Source organism: Limosilactobacillus sp. WILCCON 0051 (genome assembly GCF_039955095.1).
Lineage (GTDB): Bacteria > Bacillota > Bacilli > Lactobacillales > Lactobacillaceae > Limosilactobacillus > Limosilactobacillus allomucosae.
In genome coordinates this window covers 1,625,103-1,643,848 of the sequence record NZ_CP154878.1, presented here as the reverse complement: position 1 = coordinate 1,643,848, position 18,746 = coordinate 1,625,103, and the positions used below count along the sequence as shown (strand labels likewise).

The 18,746-nt window shown below is 43.0% G+C and carries 21 protein-coding genes; 20 read left to right on the top strand and 1 reads right to left on the bottom strand.

Annotated features, from left to right (window positions below; genetic code table 11):
- The first annotated feature begins 4 nt into the window (after positions 1–4).
- The 19 genes from ABC765_RS07475 (at position 5) to ABC765_RS07385 (ending at position 14,908) form a co-directional block, all read left to right on the top strand.
- Positions 5–346 (top strand): putative DNA-binding protein, encoded by a 342-nt coding sequence (locus ABC765_RS07475; protein WP_033935160.1) that lies wholly within the window; start codon positions 5–7, stop codon positions 344–346.
- A 124-nt stretch (positions 347–470) separates the two neighbouring features.
- Positions 471–1,922 (top strand): signal recognition particle protein, encoded by a 1,452-nt coding sequence (gene ffh, locus ABC765_RS07470; protein ID WP_347980094.1) that lies wholly within the window; start codon positions 471–473, stop codon positions 1,920–1,922.
- A 314-nt stretch (positions 1,923–2,236) separates the two neighbouring features.
- Positions 2,237–2,620, top strand: a complete 384-nt coding sequence (locus ABC765_RS07465) for a GntR family transcriptional regulator (RefSeq protein WP_347980093.1) — start codon at positions 2,237–2,239, stop codon at positions 2,618–2,620.
- Positions 2,601–3,458, top strand: coding sequence for an ABC transporter ATP-binding protein (locus tag ABC765_RS07460; RefSeq protein WP_347980092.1), 858 nt, complete (start codon positions 2,601–2,603; stop codon positions 3,456–3,458). The genes ABC765_RS07465 and ABC765_RS07460 overlap by 20 nt, the downstream gene beginning before the upstream one ends.
- A gap of 10 nt (positions 3,459–3,468) precedes the next feature.
- On the top strand, positions 3,469–4,215 hold the full coding sequence (locus ABC765_RS07455; RefSeq protein ID WP_347980091.1) for a hypothetical protein: 747 nt from the start codon (positions 3,469–3,471) through the stop codon (positions 4,213–4,215).
- Positions 4,216–4,497: 282 nt separating this feature from the next.
- On the top strand, positions 4,498–4,776 hold the full coding sequence (gene rpsP / locus ABC765_RS07450; RefSeq protein WP_033935155.1) for a 30S ribosomal protein S16: 279 nt from the start codon (positions 4,498–4,500) through the stop codon (positions 4,774–4,776).
- Positions 4,777–4,788: 12 nt separating this feature from the next.
- Positions 4,789–5,049 carry a KH domain-containing protein gene (locus ABC765_RS07445; RefSeq protein WP_033935154.1) on the top strand — a complete coding sequence of 87 codons (261 nt, stop codon included), beginning with the start codon at positions 4,789–4,791 and terminating at the stop codon, positions 5,047–5,049.
- 57 nt (positions 5,050–5,106) lie between these two features.
- The gene (gene rimM / locus ABC765_RS07440) at positions 5,107–5,616 is read left to right on the top strand and encodes a ribosome maturation factor RimM (protein ID WP_347963851.1); all 510 of its coding nucleotides are present in this window, start codon (positions 5,107–5,109) and stop codon (positions 5,614–5,616) included.
- A complete protein-coding gene (gene trmD / locus ABC765_RS07435) occupies positions 5,616–6,374 on the top strand; it encodes a tRNA (guanosine(37)-N1)-methyltransferase TrmD (RefSeq protein WP_006499630.1) in 759 nt (252 codons plus the stop codon). The genes rimM and trmD overlap by 1 nt, the downstream gene beginning before the upstream one ends.
- Before the next feature lie 9 nt (positions 6,375–6,383).
- Positions 6,384–7,832 (top strand): amino acid permease, encoded by a 1,449-nt coding sequence (locus ABC765_RS07430; RefSeq protein WP_347980090.1) that lies wholly within the window; start codon positions 6,384–6,386, stop codon positions 7,830–7,832.
- A 117-nt stretch (positions 7,833–7,949) separates the two neighbouring features.
- Positions 7,950–8,312 carry a 50S ribosomal protein L19 gene (gene rplS, locus ABC765_RS07425; protein ID WP_006499633.1) on the top strand — a complete coding sequence of 121 codons (363 nt, stop codon included), beginning with the start codon at positions 7,950–7,952 and terminating at the stop codon, positions 8,310–8,312.
- 402 nt (positions 8,313–8,714) lie between these two features.
- Complete coding sequence (locus ABC765_RS07420; protein WP_347980089.1) at positions 8,715–8,945, top strand: hypothetical protein; 231 nt, start codon at positions 8,715–8,717, stop codon at positions 8,943–8,945.
- A gap of 269 nt (positions 8,946–9,214) precedes the next feature.
- Positions 9,215–9,448, top strand: coding sequence for a hypothetical protein (locus ABC765_RS07415; protein ID WP_347980088.1), 234 nt, complete (start codon positions 9,215–9,217; stop codon positions 9,446–9,448).
- A 375-nt stretch (positions 9,449–9,823) separates the two neighbouring features.
- Positions 9,824–10,078, top strand: a complete 255-nt coding sequence (locus ABC765_RS07410) for a hypothetical protein (protein ID WP_347980087.1) — start codon at positions 9,824–9,826, stop codon at positions 10,076–10,078.
- A 180-nt stretch (positions 10,079–10,258) separates the two neighbouring features.
- On the top strand, positions 10,259–10,495 hold the full coding sequence (locus ABC765_RS07405; RefSeq protein WP_347980086.1) for a hypothetical protein: 237 nt from the start codon (positions 10,259–10,261) through the stop codon (positions 10,493–10,495).
- Positions 10,496–10,900: 405 nt separating this feature from the next.
- Positions 10,901–11,155 carry a hypothetical protein gene (locus ABC765_RS07400; protein WP_347980085.1) on the top strand — a complete coding sequence of 85 codons (255 nt, stop codon included), beginning with the start codon at positions 10,901–10,903 and terminating at the stop codon, positions 11,153–11,155.
- A gap of 88 nt (positions 11,156–11,243) precedes the next feature.
- Positions 11,244–11,459 (top strand): hypothetical protein, encoded by a 216-nt coding sequence (locus ABC765_RS07395; RefSeq protein ID WP_347980084.1) that lies wholly within the window; start codon positions 11,244–11,246, stop codon positions 11,457–11,459.
- Positions 11,460–11,902: 443 nt separating this feature from the next.
- The gene (locus ABC765_RS07390; RefSeq protein ID WP_347980083.1) at positions 11,903–12,076 is read left to right on the top strand and encodes a hypothetical protein; all 174 of its coding nucleotides are present in this window, start codon (positions 11,903–11,905) and stop codon (positions 12,074–12,076) included.
- 765 nt (positions 12,077–12,841) lie between these two features.
- Positions 12,842–14,908 (top strand): DUF2325 domain-containing protein, encoded by a 2,067-nt coding sequence (locus ABC765_RS07385; RefSeq protein WP_347980082.1) that lies wholly within the window; start codon positions 12,842–12,844, stop codon positions 14,906–14,908.
- Between the two features lie 63 nt (positions 14,909–14,971).
- Here ABC765_RS07385 and ABC765_RS07380 read toward each other — a convergent pair whose 3' ends face one another.
- Positions 14,972–15,946, bottom strand: coding sequence for a WYL domain-containing protein (locus ABC765_RS07380; RefSeq protein WP_347980081.1), 975 nt, complete (start codon positions 15,944–15,946; stop codon positions 14,972–14,974).
- A 517-nt stretch (positions 15,947–16,463) separates the two neighbouring features.
- Here ABC765_RS07380 and ABC765_RS07375 point away from each other — a divergent pair.
- Positions 16,464–18,689 carry a dynamin family protein gene (locus tag ABC765_RS07375; RefSeq protein WP_347980080.1) on the top strand — a complete coding sequence of 742 codons (2,226 nt, stop codon included), beginning with the start codon at positions 16,464–16,466 and terminating at the stop codon, positions 18,687–18,689.
- Positions 18,690–18,746: the final 57 nt, after the last annotated feature.

Sequence of the window (18,746 nt, the reverse complement as noted above, 5' to 3'; positions counted from 1 at the left end):
GGCCGTGGATATCGAAAAAAACGAGCGAATCAACGCGCTGTTTGAGTTTTATCAGCCATTGCTGACCAAAAAACAGAACGAATATATTCAGCTTTACTATGCCGATGACTATTCGCTTGGCGAGATTGCCGAAGAATTTGAAGTTTCGCGGCAGGCGGTCTATGACAACATCAAGCGGACCGAAAAGATTCTGGAAAGCTACGAGGACAAGCTGCATCTGTATGCTGATTTTGAGATGCGCAATCGCCAGGCAGATCGAATTCAGCGTTATGTCAAGGAGCATTATCCTGATGACGCTGAGCTGAATAATCTGATTGCCAACATGGAAAACATGGAAGAAGAATAAAATAAGCTGGCCGGTTCATTTTGAGTTGGCCGGCTTTTTGGTATAATAAGAAATGTTTGAACTATAAATTAAATTAACCTCATCGATTGCGATTCACCAAGCACGATGAAAAGAGGAGAAAAAAATGGCATTTGAAGGATTGACCGATCGCCTGCAAAAAGCGATGGAAAAACTGCGGCGCAAGCCTAAAGTTACGGAAGCCGATCTGCGCGAAACCATGCGTGAGATTCGTCTGGCACTTTTGGAAGCCGACGTTAACTTTGCTGTAGTTAAGGATTTTGTTAAAACGGTACGTGAAAAGGCAGCTGGGGCTGAGGTTCTAAAAGGCTTAAATCCGGCACAGCAGATCGTTAAAATCGTTAATGAAGAATTAACTAAGCTGATGGGTGAGGAAGCCGTCCCGCTGAACAAGGCACCGCACATTCCAACCATAATCATGATGGTCGGGCTGCAGGGTGCTGGTAAAACGACGACGGCCGGTAAGCTGGCATTGCGTCTGAAAAACGAAGAAAACGCCCGGCCAATGTTTATCGCGGCTGACGTTTACCGACCAGCCGCAATTACGCAGCTGCAGCAGGTTGCTGATCAGATTGGCGTACCGGTTTTTGAAGAAGGTACCGAAAAAGATCCCGTTGACATTGTTAGAGACGGGATGGCACAGGCCAAGCAGAATCATAACGACTATGTAATCATCGATACGGCTGGGCGGCTGCAGATTGACGAACAGCTGATGGATGAGCTGGTCAACATCAAGCAGCTGGTTCAGCCAAACGAAATTCTGCTGGTTGTCGATGCCATGACTGGTCAAAACGCGGTCAAAACGGCGCAGGGCTTTAACGACAAGCTGGACATCACTGGGGTCGTCTTGACCAAGCTGGATGGCGATACTCGTGGTGGGGCAGCCATGTCGATTCGAGCCGTTACTGGCAAGCCGATCAAGTTTGTCGGTGAAGGTGAAAAGATGGAGGATCTCGACGTCTTCCATCCCGACCGTATGGCTTCACGAATTCTGGGCATGGGGGACATGATGACCCTGATCGAAAAGGCCCAGAAGAACTTTGATGAAGAAAAAGCCCAGGAAACCATGGACAAGATGCGGGCCAATGAGTTTGACTTCAACGACTTTTTGGAGCAGATGGACCAGGTTACCAAAATGGGCCCACTGGAGAATATCTTAAAGATGATGCCTGGGATGGCCAATAATCCGGCGTTAAAGAACGTCAACATTGATCCAAAACAGTTTGCTCACATCAAGGCCATTATCCTGTCAATGACGCCTGAAGAACGGGAAAATCCTGATTTGATGAACCCGAGTCGTCGTCGTCGGCTGGCTGCAGGTTCCGGGCGGCCGATCGTCGAGGTCAACCGGATGATCAAGCAGTTCAATCAGATGCGTAAAATGATGAAGCAGGTTACCAATGGCAATTTTGGCGGTCTGCAGAACATGATGGGCGGTCAGATGCCTGGCATGGGCGGCAAGATGGGCCAAATGGCGATGAATCGCATGGCGCGGCAGGCTAAGAAACGTCAGCAGCAAAAACTGCGGAAACTGCGCAACAAGCACAAACGCCGCTAAAATCAGCCAATCAAAAACTTGGTTGGCGCTATAAATCAATCCTGAGCAGTTCTCTGTTCAGTCAATACCCTGTCTCGATAATGAGGCGGGGTTTTTATTTTGGTAATGAGGTGTTTGATGCTCACAGACTGGCAAATGAGATCGCCAAATCAATTCACTAAAAAATCTGTCTCCAAAAATTCCTTGTGTATCAAGGCTTTAGACGGATCGATAAAATTATTTTATTTTTAGAGCTTGCAAAAAACAAAAGCTTTGGTATTATTTAGTTAGTTACTTATGTAATTAACTAAGAGGATAAATAGGGAGGGTTGGTCATGCAATTTGAATTTGACCAAACGGAACCAATCTATCAACAGATTGCCGATCAGCTGGAGGACATGATCTTTACTGGTCTGTTGAAAGAAGGAGAACAGGCGCCTTCAACCACGCAGCTTTCTCAAGAACTGCACATCAATCCGGCGACCGTGCTCAAAGGAATGCGGCAGCTGGTTGATCGGGGCCTGCTGGAAAAGCATCGCGGCTTGGGGATGTTTGTCGCAGCGGGGGCTCAAGCCAAGATAGTCGAAGCACGTAAGGAAACATTTTATGAAAACTACATTAAAAGCTTGCTGGAAGAAGCCGGTAAGCTGGGAATCACTGAAGAGCATCTAATCGAATTGATCAAACGGGGGTATCAAGATGGAAACATTAAAGGTTAGTCAAATTACCAAAAAATATGGTCGGCAGACGATTTTAGACGATATCAGTCTGACGATTCAGCCGGGCAAGATTTACGGGCTGTTGGGACGCAATGGGGCCGGTAAGTCAACGCTATTGAATCTGATCGTTAATCGAATTCTGCCAACTGACGGCACGATTAAGCTGGGCAACGATGAGATCAATGACAATGACGCGGCCTTAACGCAGTTTTATCTGATGAGCGAGGTCAGTCTCTATCCTAAGCACGTGACCTTAAAGCAGATGTGGGAAATGGCGGATCTTTCTTATGGCAGCTTTAACTTTAATCGGGCACGGCGGCTGCTAAAGGAGTTTGACATTCAAGACGAGAACGTGAAGCTGGGCAGCCTTTCGACAGGTCTGCAGACGGCGGCTAAGCTTATCGTGGCATTATCGGTCAACGCCAATTATATTTTCCTGGATGAACCGATTTTGGGACTGGATGTCAACCACCGCGATGTTTTTTATCAAGAACTGCTCAAGGCCTACGAGGAAAACGTCAAGACCTATGTGCTGTCAACGCACCTGATTGAGGAGATCCAGCAGCTGGTTGAGCACGTCTTTATTCTGGATAATAAAAAAATGGTCGTTGACGCTGACGTTGAGGATCTGTTAGACGAGATGTTTGTAATCAGTGGTCCGGCAATGCTGGTTGAAGAATACGTCAAGGATCAAAACGTATTGGGAACGCGCAGCCTGGCCGGCATCAAGACCGCGTTCGTACGTGGAGCGCTGAGTGAAGAAAAGGAGATTCCGGACCAGATTCAAATCAAGCATCCGGATCTGCAGCAGGCATTTATCTATCTGACGAACAAATAGGGGGAGAATTATGATTTCATCAAAACAAAAAATCGTGGTGCAGACTGATCTGTACCGCTGCGGCAAGGGCTTTGTCATTGCTGCAATCTGGCTGGCGGCAATTCAGGCTTTCTTTGCCATCTTGAACCTGATTTTAGGACACATTGGCTGGAGCAGTTTTGGCAGTGATCTGCGCGGCATCTTTAGTTCTTGGAGCTTTGTCCTTGGTTTTGTGCCATTTTTCTATTTTTTGATTACGCCATACAGCACTTTTAAATGGACGATTCAAAACGGCATCTCGCGTAAAACCATGTGGCGCTCCCAGATGCTCAGCGCGGTTATCATTACTCTGGTTCAAGAAGTTCTGATCGTGCTGTTTGAAGTCTTGGCAGATGGTCATCCGGCAGAGGCGTTTATCGTTAACAGCAGCGTTTCGACTTGGCAGGGAATCTTGTTTGAGTTGCTGCTGCTGTTTGAAACAACGATGACGGCAATGGCAATCGGCTACTTCTTTAGTCTATTGAATCGCAAGTGGAAAGTAATCGTTGCAATCGGCGGCCCGATTCTGGCGGCATTCTGCATCTATTACCTGACGCTGCTATTGATCAAACTGGGGGTCTTCCAGTTTATTGGATCAAACTGGTCAATCGATTTGAGCGGTCAGGCAGCTAAAACGGCAATCATTGTTACGCTGGTTGTCTCAGCAATCGTTTGGACGCTTTTGATGATGCTGGTCTCACGCATCAGTGCCAAACACATGCAGCTGCGGCGCGACTAATCATTAAACGATCCCTGCCGATCAATCAGGCGGGGATTTTTTATTTAGCTTGTGTAATAAATCGTCGTGCTGCCAAGGTACGGATTGAATTGCCTGAAATACCGGGATTTCAATGACTTTGACAGGCTAAGGACTTATGGATTCAAGGAAAAAGAAGACGAAGATATGCTTAAAAATGATTTTTTTGAAAAAAGTTTAGCCTGTCAAGAAAAAATACTTTACATTCACTTGAATGACTGGTATATTATTAGCTGTTAGAAAAAATCAAGGAGGTGTGAATCAATGTCAGTAAAGATCCGTTTAAAGCGTATGGGTTCTAAGAAGCGCCCATTCTACCGTATCGTGGTTGCCGACTCACGTTCACCACGTGATGGCCGCTTCATCACGACGCTGGGTACTTACAACCCACTGACCACTCCAAAGGAAGTTAAGTTCGACGAAGACGCCGTTATGGACTGGCTGCAAAAGGGTGCCCAACCTTCAGATACTGTTCGCAACATGTTCCAAAAAGCTGGTATCATGAAGAAGCTCCACGAAGCCAAGTACGCTTCCAAGAAGTAGTGGTAAATAGTCATGACTGAGACAAATCTAGAGACACTGATTCGTACCCTGGTCACGCCGTTGGTCAAGCATCCGGATGCGGTTCGCATCACCGAATCAGAGACTGATCGGTATCACCGGTACGTCCTCGACGTTCATCCGGCTGACGTCGGTCGCGTGATTGGTCGGCAGGGACACGTTGCTTCCGCGCTGCGTACCGTAGTCGAAGGCATGCGTTCTAAGCGGCCCAACTCTAAGAAAGTCCGGTTGGTGATTAATGACCATCGACATTAAATAAAAACTCCCACACCAACCCTGTGGGAGTTTTTCTATTATTCGGAGGATTTTTAAATGCAATATTATAATGTTGGTAAAATCGTCAATACGCATGGTATTCGCGGCGAGGTTCGCGTGATTGCCACGACTGATTTTCCTCAAGAGCGTTTCCAAAATGGCGCCGTCCTTTATCTAAAGCAGTCTGCCGGTGAGCCATTACGCCTGGAAGTTGCCGGTGCGCGTCAGCATAAGGGAATGTGGCTGGTTAAGTTTAAAGGCTACGACAACATCAATGACGTGCAGAGCTTCCGTGACCACGAGCTCATGGTGACTGAAGACGAGCAGCAGCCTTTAGAAGAAGGCCAGTACTACTACCATCAGATCATTGGCTTGACGGTTAAGACGCTGGAAGGACGCGAATTGGGCGTGATCAAAGAGATTCTTTCACCAGGTGCCAATGATGTCTGGGTCGTTAAACGAGCCGGTCAAAGCGATCTTTTATTGCCGGTAATTGATGATGTGGTCAAAAACGTTGATCTGGACAAGGGCGAAGTTGACGTTGAATTAATGGAAGGACTGGAATAATGCGAATCGATGTTTTAAGTCTGTTTCCGGACATGTTTAAGCCAACGCTGGGTCAGTCGATCGTGGGGCGGGCTCAAGACGATGGCTTTTTGGATATTCATGTAACCGATTTTCGTCATTTTACGACTGACAAGCACAATCATGTCGATGACGCGCCGTTTGGTGGTGGTGCCGGCATGCTGCTGCAGGCTCAGCCGATTTTTGATGCGATGGCGGCAATTGACGAAGAAGCACAAAAGGAAAACTATCCGAAAGGCCGTGTCATCTTGATGGATCCGGCGGGGCGCAAGTTTGATCAGGACTACGCTCAGGAATTGGCCCAAGAAGAACATTTGACGTTTATCTGCGGTCACTATGAGGGCTATGATGAACGCATTCGCCAGCTGGTAACCGATGAAGCCTCATTAGGTGACTACGTGCTGACGGGCGGTGAATTGGCGGCCATGGTTATGATTGATGCCACGGTTCGATTCGTGCCGGGCGTTTTGGGTAATATGTCTTCTTCAATGGGCGACTCGTTCAGCAATGGCCTGCTGGAATATCCCCAATACACGCGGCCAGCTGAGTTTCGCGGGATGAAGGTGCCAGAAGTGCTGACCAGCGGCAATCATGAAAAAATTCGGCAGTGGCGGATGTATCAATCGTTAAAGCGCACCTGGGAACGCCGCCCAGATCTGATTGAACAGGCCAAACTGTCCCGCGAGCAGCAGATCATGCTTCAAGACATTAAATTGGGTGAAGACCCAACGATGCAGTAGGCGACGCGCATGATTAAGAATAAGTTTTTAAAACGACTGCTGGCTAAAGAGGATCCAACCGTCTATCAGCTCAAGGATGCATCGTTAGAACCTTCATTGACGACTTTGGATCTGATCGGTCTGGGGACGGGGATGGTCGTAGGCACGGCGATCTTTACCTTGCCAGGGATCGTAGCTGCTGAGCATACCGGACCAGCCGTACCATTAGCGTTTATCGTGGCGGCGATCGGAGCGGGACTTTCTGCCTTGGCCTACGCGGAAACAGCCTCAGTGCTGCCGTTTGCCGGTTCGGCGTTTTCTTGGATGAACGTCTTGTTTGGCGAATTTTTTGGCTGGATCGCGGGCTGGGCACTGCTGGCGGAATACTTTATCTCCGTAGCGTTCGTTGCCTCGGGCTGGTCGGCGTATATGCAGGGCTTTTTGGGCAGTTTCGGCATTAAATTGCCAGTTGCTCTGACTGGTGGCTTTAATCCGGCTAAGGGCTCGTATGTCGATATTTTGGCGGCGATTGCGATATTGATCGTTGGCTGCTTGATCGCGCGTGGCATTCATCAGGTCAGCCGCGTCGAGAATACAATCGTGGCCGTTAAGCTGATCGTGATTATCATGTTTGTCGTGATTGGCGCGACTGCCATTCATCCGCAAAACTATGTGCCGTTTATTCCCGCGCACCGGCCAGGAACGACTTTTGGGGGCTGGCAGGGGATCTTGGCTGGATCTTCGCAGATTTTTATTGCCTATGTGGGCTTTGATGCAATTGCGGCTAATACTGCCGAAACCAAGGATCCTCAGCACACGATGCCTAAAGGATTGATTGGCACGCTGCTGTTGGGGACCGGCTTTTTCATTGCTGTCTCGCTGGTCTTGGTGGGGATGTTTAAATACAGCCGCTATGCCAATAACGCCGAACCGGCTGCCTGGGCGCTGCGGCATTCAGGTCATTATTTAACGGCCAACCTGCTTTCGGTAGTAGCCTTGATCGGGATCTTTTCAGCCTTGATCGCAATTCTGCTGGCTTCATCGCGTCTGATCTATGCGTTTGGACGGGATGGTCTGCTGCCAAGCCGGCTGGGTCATATTGATGATAAGCACGTTCCTGATCACGCATTATGGCTGATCACGGTTCTGGCGATGATTCTCGGTTCTATATTCCCATTTACGTTTTTAGCGACGCTGGTTTCGGCCGGGACCTTGATTGCCTTTATCTTTGTCTCGTTGGGAATCTACGCGTTAAGGAAACGGGAAGGCGTCGACCTGCCGGAAGCCAAGTTTAAGATGCCGGGCTATCCGGTTTTGCCGGCCATCTCGGTTGTCTATTCAATCGTTATTTTTGCTGGTTTGAATATTGATGCCAAACTGCTGATGATCGGCTGGTTCGTTATTGGTTTGATAATCTACTTTGCCTATGGAATCAAGCATTCAAACCTGAATCAGCAGCTTAAAAAGGTTGTCAAGTAATTTACCCTTGCAGTCGTCAGGGGAATATGTTATATTATGTCTTGGCTTTTTATGGCCATAACAACGGTATTCCGCTGCTGAAATCGGGCAAGAATATCGACGAAAGGAAAAAATATTATGCGTCAAAACCAATTGATTGAAAAGATCACCGCCAGCCAACTGCGCGATGACATTCCAGAATTCCGCGCCGGTGACACGGTTCGCGTCCACGCTAAGATCGTTGAAGGTACTCGTGAACGTATCCAGATCTTCCAAGGTGTCGTTATCAAGCGTCACGGTGCAGGCATTTCTGCTACTTACACTGTTCGTAAGATTAGTAACGGTGTCGGTGTTGAACGTACTTTCCCAGTTCACTCCCCACGTGTTGCTAAGATCGAAGTGGTTCGTTACGGTCGCGTTCGTCGTGCTAAGCTGTACTACCTGCGTGAACGTACTGGTAAGTCCGCTCGTATTCCTGAACGCCGTCGCGACGTTAAGTAGTCGAGTGTCGACCAAAACCCTTGCTGTGCAAGGGTTTTTCTTTTTGCCTAATTTTTAAAATTCCAATTGAGTTTGTGAATTTTTGCCAAATATTTGCTTGTGGCAGACAACTGGCAGACACTTTGCTATAAATTTTCCAATTGATCACGATTTTTCACAAGTGCTTCGTGAGTAACATGAGTGTAGATTTCTTGAGTAACCCGGCTGTTAGAGTGACCAACCCGTTGTTGGATGACATACATGGGCACGCTGTTCTTTCAATCTCAAATGCAGTGTATCTTTTTTTGTTTTAGCGTCAATGATCTAATATTACTGTTTGGGATAGGTATAAGTGGGAAATTGAAGAAACTAAGCAGCTTTTGAAAAATTATCAGAAAAAGTTAGAGAAGTGGAGCAAAGATCATGAAAGTAATTAGTAAACTTTATGTTTCGGATGCTGACTTAACTTCTGTGGTAATTCCGTATGTCGAAAATCAAGAAATTCTTAAAGATATTGTTGATTCTAGTGGTAAGCTTTACGAAGTCGTTGGTATTAGAATGAATCAACATTTAGAAATTAATGGTCTTACCGATCTACACGTTAAAGGGAATTTTCAAGACGATAAAATTAAAAAGTTGGAGTATAAGCAGTAATGAAATAAAGTTGGAAAGATTAGTTGACTATTATTAGGTGTGCTTTGGGAAAGGTTATTGTATATATCGTTTTCTGTGGGTCATAACCACACGAATGGACAAAAATTATTTCTAGAAGATATAATGCTGTTGAAACATGAACGCTACGAGCGAAAGCTTATGAAGCAACACCCTGATTTGGATTATTATAGGGCCCATCATTTGACAAACAAAATTTATAATTATGAAGAGTTTGATAAAAAGAGACGAACTAAGGATAAGTGATAGACATGGTTGAATTCTTTTTAGTAGCTAATACCAGTGATGAAGTAACATATAAAATGGTAAATGCTGATCTGAATGAGGTAATTGGCAATATCACTGTCAATAAAAAGACTAAGGACTATAAGCTCGATTATGCTGAAGAGATGACTACTCATTATGAAAGTGCAACGTATAAATTTATTTTAGGTGCTATCGAGCGGGACAATTATCCTAAATTTGCTTTTGATGGCTGGTGTTAATTGACGGAGTACAACAATCCGCTTTTATAATTTCTTATAACCTGGACATATTGTTAAACTGTTCTTTTTGTATGCAATCAATTCTCGCGGGTCGTAACCGAATCAACAGTTAATGACAAACAGATCGCAATGAAAACGAATTAACAATCGCGTCAATACAACATTTGATGGTCAGTATATATTGGCACGATGCTATATGAGCAAAAAATTAATAATTAGTTTTAGTAGATTTGGTGATTATTAAAAATTTAATCCGATCTATTGGCGTCTGTGCAGCCATTAACGGTAAAAATACTGATGTTACTAGGATGAAAGTCCAACAATCAAAGAAGGGATGTCAAGCAGTGCCAGCTTTGTCAAAGGGGATGCCGAAGAATGAAAATAACACCGAAAACTAATCTATGGGATGTTAATAATAATTTTGCTGGTTCATGGGTGGTTGTTCATATGAAAGATGGACGCACATTGCATTTATACATTGTAGATACGGATGATGAATTCCAACGCAACGATGAAGATGATGAGCCTGAATTAAATGCCATTATCTATAACACAACTGGCAGCAATTCTTATGGCAATGGGATAGCTTTTGATGATATCGATTCGATTGAGTTAGATGATAATCACTAGTATTGACTGATGTTTTTTAATTAGTCATATTCGTTTAGTTTGAGTCTGGTGTATTGCTAATAAGCAAACTAGTCACTATTATCTTTATTAAGCAGGCACTGTTTTATGAAGAAGAAAAGAAGGACAACTAAGAAGTTAATTATTCAAAGACTCTAATAGACTGGAAAAAAGGTGAGAGTCGTGCATTTCATTGCAGTAGATGCAGTTAGCGATAATGGTAAAGAGCGCGTCTATAAAATTGAATCTGATATTGAAGTGGCAACTCTGATTTTGAATAAAGATTCTTTAACTACGACAATTAATGGGTTCAACGATACTCTAAAATACCTGATGTCAAAGAAGTTTGTTGACGATTTGATTGTCGATAATTACAAGAAAAATCCTAAGCAAAAATCATTTGCTTACGGTAGAGGATAAACACTAGCCTGGTTGGTACTTTTTTGAAAATAAACGGGTCTACACTATCTTGTATTGGTGAGTGCCAATATTCGATTTCGGGTATAAAAAAGAGGACAAAAGCCGTCCCCTTAAGCTACAATTACGAATTTGACAATGATCCAAAGCAAAGCCCACATCATTAACACTGTGAGCTAATAAAAAAAGAGCGCCTATTAAGCGCCCTCAACCGGTTCGGTACGTGAGGAGCTACCTCAACACCATTTTGCGCACCGGCCTTCTAATCATCATGCTTGTATTATATTACATTCTATGGCGTCTATGTAGCCATTAACGGTAAAAATACTGATGCTACTAGGATGAAAGTCCACCAATCAAAGAAAAGATGTCAAGCAGTGCCAGCTTTGCCAAAGGAGATGCCGAAGAATGAAAATAACACCGAAAACCAATCTATGGGATGTTAATAATAATTTTGCTGGTTCATGGGTGGTTATTCATATGAAAGATGGACGCACATTGCATTTATACATTGTAGATACGGATGATGAATTCCAACGCAACGATGAAGATGATGAGCCTGAACTAAATGCCATTATCTATAACACAACTGGCAGCAATTCTTATGGAAATGGGATAGCTTTTGACGATATTGATTCGATTGAGTTGGATGATAATCACTAATATTCACAGACATCTGATAATGAAGTTAAGGAAACGGAACAACTTAGGAAATTGTATGAGCGTAAGTCTAAAGAATGGATTGAGAAACATGGAAGTGATTGATAAACAATTTTTTCTCAAAAAGAATATCAGCGTGATTACAATTCCATCGATTAATATTAAAGCTGGACAAACTTTAGGGGATGAATTTGGCAATACGTTTGAAGTTTCTGAATTGGTTCCTAATGGTAAGCTGGCATCGTCTGGTAAAAGCTCAATAATAGTTAATGGAGAATTTAAAGGTAATACATTAGAAATTGTTTAACTGAACCAAGTTTTAGAAGAAAGGCAGGAAAAAATTCGTGGTTGAATGGTACCTAATGTCTAATACGGACGATAAGGTTACGTATCGGATGGTTAATGGTGATACTCATAAAATCATAGGGAATATGACTGTTGATAAGAAAACTAAGGATTATAAGCTAGACTATGCAGAAAAGATGATGACACATTACGAAAGTGCAACATATAGATTCATCTTGGGCGCTATCGAACGTAACATTTATCCTGATTATTCTTATGATGGTTGGTGCTAATGGCTTATGTATCTATCGCGGGTCGTAACCGAATCAACAATTAATGCTAAACGGATCGCAATGAAACGTGAATTCTTAAAAGATCTTGGGTAAGCACACAGTAACAACACGTATTCCAACCGCCATACGGACCTCCTATGCTTGAGGAAACTCATATAGGAGGCCTTTTTGGATGGCTCAAAATGAAATCGTTGAAGTCAGCGCCGCTTCAAACGATCGCAAGACTAATCGGCGCGTATTAGTAGCATCACTTTCGATTCAGAAGGTACGGCTCAACATCTATCAAGATGCTGATCCCGCAATGATCGAAAACCTGATTAAACTCCTCTTTGACCATGCTAGTTAATTGGACTCAGCCGAAACATTTTTTCATCGTCTGCGGCAAATAAAATCATTAGGATAATGAAATGGGGCATCTCGCCAAGCAGCGAGATGCCTCATTTGATACTACGCTAAAAGTACATAGGTTGTACCATATAATGCTAATGGTGCGGGGATGTATAAGCCGAAGTGGGATGTTACGCAAGGTAAGATGAATTATGATGACCGATTACTATTTCGTGAAGACAATCTACACGATTAGAGTAGAGTAATACAGGAAAATCACCGGCAAGGACTACGCAGCTGCATCAGATTCTGGGTCTGCTAATGCTGCTCAATCAGCTAATACGGCTGTCAGCCAAGCTTAAGAGCAAACAAAAAAGCCCACAGCATGATACTGTGAGCTAATAAAAGAGCGCCCTTTTGAGGAGCGCCCAGCCGGCTTGTAAGTTAGGAAGCACTCACTGCACACGGCTTAGTATTTATCACAAAGTCATTATAACATACTCTGATTATGTCACAATAATAAAGCACACGTGAGCAGGCTTAGGAAACCTGACTTGTGCTGAAAGGAGGCAACTCCCGATGTGGCATTTGTGCTTAGTATTTATCATCGTGCCTAATAAGCACGTTAAAAAGTTAATTAAGCGACTGTTCAAGTAGCAGTCACCAGCGCTCATCAGTTTGGATACTGATTGGGCGCTTTTTATTTTGCAAAAAAATTAGATTTTTTAGCGGCAGGTGCTTATAGGCTTTCCCCATTGATAAAATCAAAATTGAGGTGGAAATTATGTATAACTATAAACATGACTTAATTACAATTATCAATGCAACGACGCTTGACAAACAAGGGATTGATGCGGTGCAGGCGGCGGTCAATCTGCTAAAACATCAAGCCGGTTATGAAAAACACTTTCAAGAAGGACCAGTCGCTAAGGCTAATGATAAAAATGAGGTTATGCCAGCCAATCGGCAAATTGCTAACAGTGCCGGACAACCAGTAAGCCAAGCGCGGGTAGAGGATGGCCAGATGATCAATCCGCAAACGGGTATTGCGGTAGATGCCGGAGCAACGAATGAACAGTCAATCAGTCGGCCAACCGTAGCTACAACAGCTTTCAAAGCAGGAGATGGCCAGCCGAGCAATCCGCAGACTGCCGCCACTGCTGGTTTGAAATGGTCGGCGGATTCTCAAAAACCTACTGATGAAGATAAAGGCGCGGCATCTGATCAGCTCAACTGCGAAAAAGATCTTGTCAACAATCAGACGGCTACGCAACCAGCGCTGTCTGCCAATAATGAAAAAGATAGCCAGGCATTGTCCGCAAATTTGATTGAACAGACTGATCAGGCATTGAATCTGTCACAGTACAATGCCATTCAGAAATTTAAATCAGTTAATGAAACTATTGGCAATGAACTGAAGATGCTGCTCAAGAATGCCGATTATGAAGCCAAACTGACGGATTTAAAACAAAATCTGGAAGCCTATCATCATGACTTGAAGCAAAGTGATGGGGCACGCGTTGATATTTTCTACTCGTTGGTAATGCAGCGGCTGAAATGCGCGCAGCAGCTGGCAGACTTATTCCAAGACTATCAAACAAAAATGACGCAATTGGTTGAGCAGCTGATGATCAATAATCTGGAAAAACTTAACGATGCATCTGATACTGACCAACTGACTGAACTTAGCACGCTGATTGAAAACGCCAAGCAGAACAGTTGGCTCAAAACCGCTAAGATTACAGAATTTGAACACCGACTGACTGAGCAAGCAGCTAAGCTAAATTCTCAAAACAGCCAATCGCAGTCGACAAATGACCAACCTCAAACGGCAGCGGATGAGGATTTTCAAAAGCTGCTTGATGAAACGATGCCGCAACTCGATTCGCCGCTTTATGATCTGCGTAAAGGCGAGTACATTGTAAAACGGCGCTTAAATGGGGCCAAGCTCTTGGATCGTAATGGACAGCAGGCCTTTTTCATTGGCGAGAAGCTGCTCAAAAAGCGGTGCCTGCAGCCTGGCGACGTGGTCAAGGTTAGCGGCAAGCCATACCTTACCGATGAAAAATTCTATCTGGGCAAAGTTGTTGATCATCAAGAAATGCCTGATGACAATCCAATCGAGGTATTCAGCCAGGCCGTAATTGAAAAGCATGCGGATCAGCTGGTCGTTGCTCGTGATATCTACGGTAACGAACTAAAGCCTAAGGAACAGCCGGTAGTTTACAAAATCAGTTCACTTGATCAAGAAAAACTGAAGCTCAATGTTGGCGATATTGTCGATCTGGCCTGGTATGCCAATAACGATGCCTTGGCGGACGATCCCCAAAGCTGCATTGCGATTCGGTGGCTCTACCCAATTGACGGGGTAAAAAAGGCTAGTCAAACGAGCGCGAAAAAACACAGTGGCAAGGCCAAGCAAGCAGCAAAGAAGAAGCCTGCTAAAACTAAGAAGCATCATGCCTTTGACAATCTGATTCAGCAAAAGCTCAAACTGGATCTGCATGGTCAAAAAGTCGGCGTCGCGATTGGCAATGGTCAAAACGGGGAGATGCTCAAAGAAGTCGTGAAAAGCTACCATGGGAATCCCAAGCTGATCGATGCCTTCTCTGGCAAACGCAAGACGCTGCGCAAACAGACCAAGAATCTGGACATGCTGATCCTGGTAACGGCCTATGCCTCGCATCCATCTTCATGGGTTTTGAATGAAGCCTGCAAAGACTATGGCATTAAGTTTGCCGTCAGTCCCAAGCTGGCCGTTCAATCATTCAGCAAGGCGCTTTACCGGGCTGAGAATCATCTGACGGCCTTTGAGCAGGGAAATCAGGAAGTTGCATATCCAGTTGCTTAAGCAAAATGGTGCAAAATGAAAATGGCTCCGTCACGAAGATCGTGGTTGAGCCATTTTCTGCCTTTATTGATAATTATTGAGCATTTTTTGCAGAGTCGTGATCATCTGTTCCCTAAACCATTCTGGCTCAAGTACCGTAACCATGTCTTTTTGACTAAGCAGCCACATCATCGCGCCGATATCATAAGTTTCGACTTCAATGATTACTGGCTGCTGATCGGTTTTTGGTTGAACTATTTTGGAAAGCGGGAATTTGTCCAGAGCCGCTTCAACGACACCGCGATATTCAAAAAGAATCTTAACGTTTTTGCCGGGATACATCAGCTGCAGCTTTTTCTTGGTCAGTCCCTCATTCCATTGATGAGCCTGCCATTCGGACTGCGGGATGCTTTTTTGCGAAATGTGATAATCAATGATGCGATCCAAACGGTAGATGATGTTTTTTTGATATGTATTAGTGTAGCCGATGAGGTAGAAATAGTTGTCAGAAAACGTCAGCGCCAACGGAATAATAGTGTGTGCTTTGATATGGCCACCCTGATTGCGATAGTCGATGCGAATGGTTCGATGCAGGAGAGTATATTCCGAAAAGTTCCAGATCAGATTCATCAAGTCTTTATTTTGAAGATTGCGCAGCGGCTGATACGTGCTTTGCTCGCTGCTAATCAATTGTTTGACTTTTTGAGCATCTTTTGCGTCGAGAATTTTTAAAAGGCGATTGGAAAGCTCGATCAGCTGATCTTTGGGGAGGGCACGACTGGCAGTTAGAATCTTGATGAGACAAAGACACTGCGCCTTGTTTAAGCCGATTCCGTTGGCAGACAGCCAGTAGGAATTGTTTTGACGGTCATAATTCAGCGTGTATTCGGGCAGATATTCGTCCATAAACGCTCGCAGACTGGCAAAATCGCGCTGAATGGTCCGCGCGTCAACGGCAAACTGTTTGGCTAGCTGTGATTTTTGAATATGGCGACCGGCAGTCAATTGCTGATAGATGAAAAGCTGCCGTTCACTGGTAGTTGATTTGTATGTTTTCATGGAATTTCCTAATTGTTTAATTTATATTTTCACGTGGACAAAATCTGTCTAGGCGATTTGAGATAATTATAAATAGAAAATGGAATTAATCAATTAAAAGTGATTTTCAATTTCTAAAATAAACATGTTGTAATTGTTACCATGAATATATTGACGTTTTAGAATGTAAACGGTATAAATTAATTATACATAAATTGGGGGGAGACAAGATGAAGATGCGTGCAATCGTGCAATCGTGCAATCGTGCAATCGTGCAATCGTGCAATCGTGCAATCGTGCAATCGTGCAATCGTGCAATCGTGCAATCGTGCAATCGTGCAATCGTGCAATCGTGCAATCGTGCAATCGTGCAATCGTGCAATCGTGCAATCGTGCCGATTATTTAGTGCACGCTGATTCTGTCAAGTTTTCTGCTTATAGGCTTACTGTATCCAAAGGGGTGCAGTAGGCCTTTTTGCGTTCCTTAAAATATAAGTTGAAAGTGGTGAGGATGTTAGTGATAAAAGAGAACTCTCGATTGCCTAACATTGATGAACAGATTAAAGAAATACAAACAAATATTGATGAAAATCTAAGACTGCTGAGAGAAATCAGGAGAAGTCAAATCAGCAATCTGCCCTTAAAAAAGTTGGATAAGCTGATTAAAACTTTCACTAGCTTAAAACAGCCGGAAATATTAATTGCTGCCCCAATGAGTGCTGGAAAGTCAACACTGATCAACTCGCTGTTAGCTAGCAGGGTTGTTCCGGCCAGTCAGGAAGCATGTACTTCAGCCATCATGAGACTCTTCAATTCACAAGATAAGAAGGATGTTGAGGCTTTTGATGAAGATAACAATTGTATTGCCAGTGGGTCAGTCTCAATCGATGAACTAACAACCATGAATGAATTGTCTGAGGCGGTTAGGGTTGACGCATCCTTGCCAATACCGTTTGCTGGGGATGCTCCAGTAACTGTTATTGACACTCCGGGGCCGAATAATGCCTTGAATAAAGCTCATCAAAACGTATTGTTTGAATTTTTGGATCATCATCAAGCAGAACTCACTCTGTTTATCATGAATGGAACTCAGTTGGGGACGGACAGCGAAAAGCAGCTGTTGGATAGAATAATTGAGACGCAGCCTAATGTTGTCTTTGTGATCAATAAAATGGATGAGTTCAAGACGAATGAAGATATTACCAATGTATTGGAGAATGTCCGTGAATATTTAGAAAATCAGTTTTCTATTCAAAATCCCAGAATTTTTCCGGTCAGTGCCCAATTTGCATTGGATTTGCAGCTATACATAAAGAATCGAGAAATCGTTATGGATGAATGGGGAGAACTGACATTCAGTGATCATTCCAAGCAAGAATTGATGTCAAGCTACTCTAGAAATGAATTGACTAAAATTCAAAATACATTGACGATTGCAAACAATTTTATGCTTAATGAGGATCTTCATTTAAATCAATATGCACCAGTTGCAGTAAATAATTCGTTCAATGAATGCTATGAACGCTTGATGGCTTATTCCGGAGTAACTGGTTTAGCAGACTTTTTAAACGAGTTTATCAAAAATAATTATTTAAATGAGCTAAGACAACAGGATAAGGACCTTTTTGATCTAATCAGATTTGTTTTAGAAGAAATATTTAAAATCTTGGATAACTCTTTGGATAACTTTAGTGAAGAAAAACTTAAAAAACATATTCGAAATGATTTTAAAGTGATTGATCAAGGACAATCAGAATGGCGAAAGCCCAGGGTTGAGAATCTTTATCAGTACTTTAAGACCCACTATCCAAAAAATGAAAGCTCTTATCATTATTTAAAAGTTATTTATCTTTATTTAGATTCTGATAATGAATTTTCAGAAAAAGATATCCGAAACTTTGCAGAAATAGAAGCTGGATTAAATGTTTCCGAAGAAGTTGATACCAAGATAAGAGAATATCGATTTAGTAATAAAAAAGATGATATCATTGATGAATTTATAGAATTAAAAAATTTAATTCCAGAGGATAATAGGGATAAGATTCTACAATTATTAATAAGCAATATTTTATCGACATTTGATGAAGAAAAAATAAATTCATGGAAAGATGATGAAATACTATTAAAGCTTGCAGAGAAAGCTAATATTTCAAAAGACAAAGTTTCTCTGATCGTCATTAGTCAAAAAACCAATCACGATGTAATAGACGATAAGCTAACTGGGGATGAATATAAGGAAAGAATGAAAAAAATTAAAGAAATTAGTTCATCATTAGGAGTATCTAGTGTTACGTCAGTTTCCACACTAGCATTAACTGGTGCCGTTGTAAGCATAACTGAGTTTGGTTTCATTGATGTAGGCTGGGGTTTAGCAATTTTAGGCACGAGCGGATTAGGACTTGCGGTATTAGGAGCAAGTGCGGCTGGTTTAGCGGCTTATAAAGGCATGGAACGACGGAGTAAGCCAAATAATCCCCAAGAATCTATGAAAATTGAGATACTTCAAAATAAAATTAAGAAGTTAGTAGGGTCACAATCTTTAATTATAAAAGATATTAATTATTTATCAGATGCAATGATTCAAGCAACATATCGTAAGAAAGAACTTTCAAAACGGTTAACAGATAGTGAACAACAACTTAGTGGCATGGAAGAACAAATTGATCAATTGCTTCAAACTATTAAGAAGTTTTCATCAGCCGGCACAAAGATTTGTAACGAACATCGAGAAAGAGAACGCCAATTGATTAATGATAAGAATTGATTATTGCCAAGCTACCAGCACAAATTAATTTTGAAAAATTGCACGATTTGTTTATTT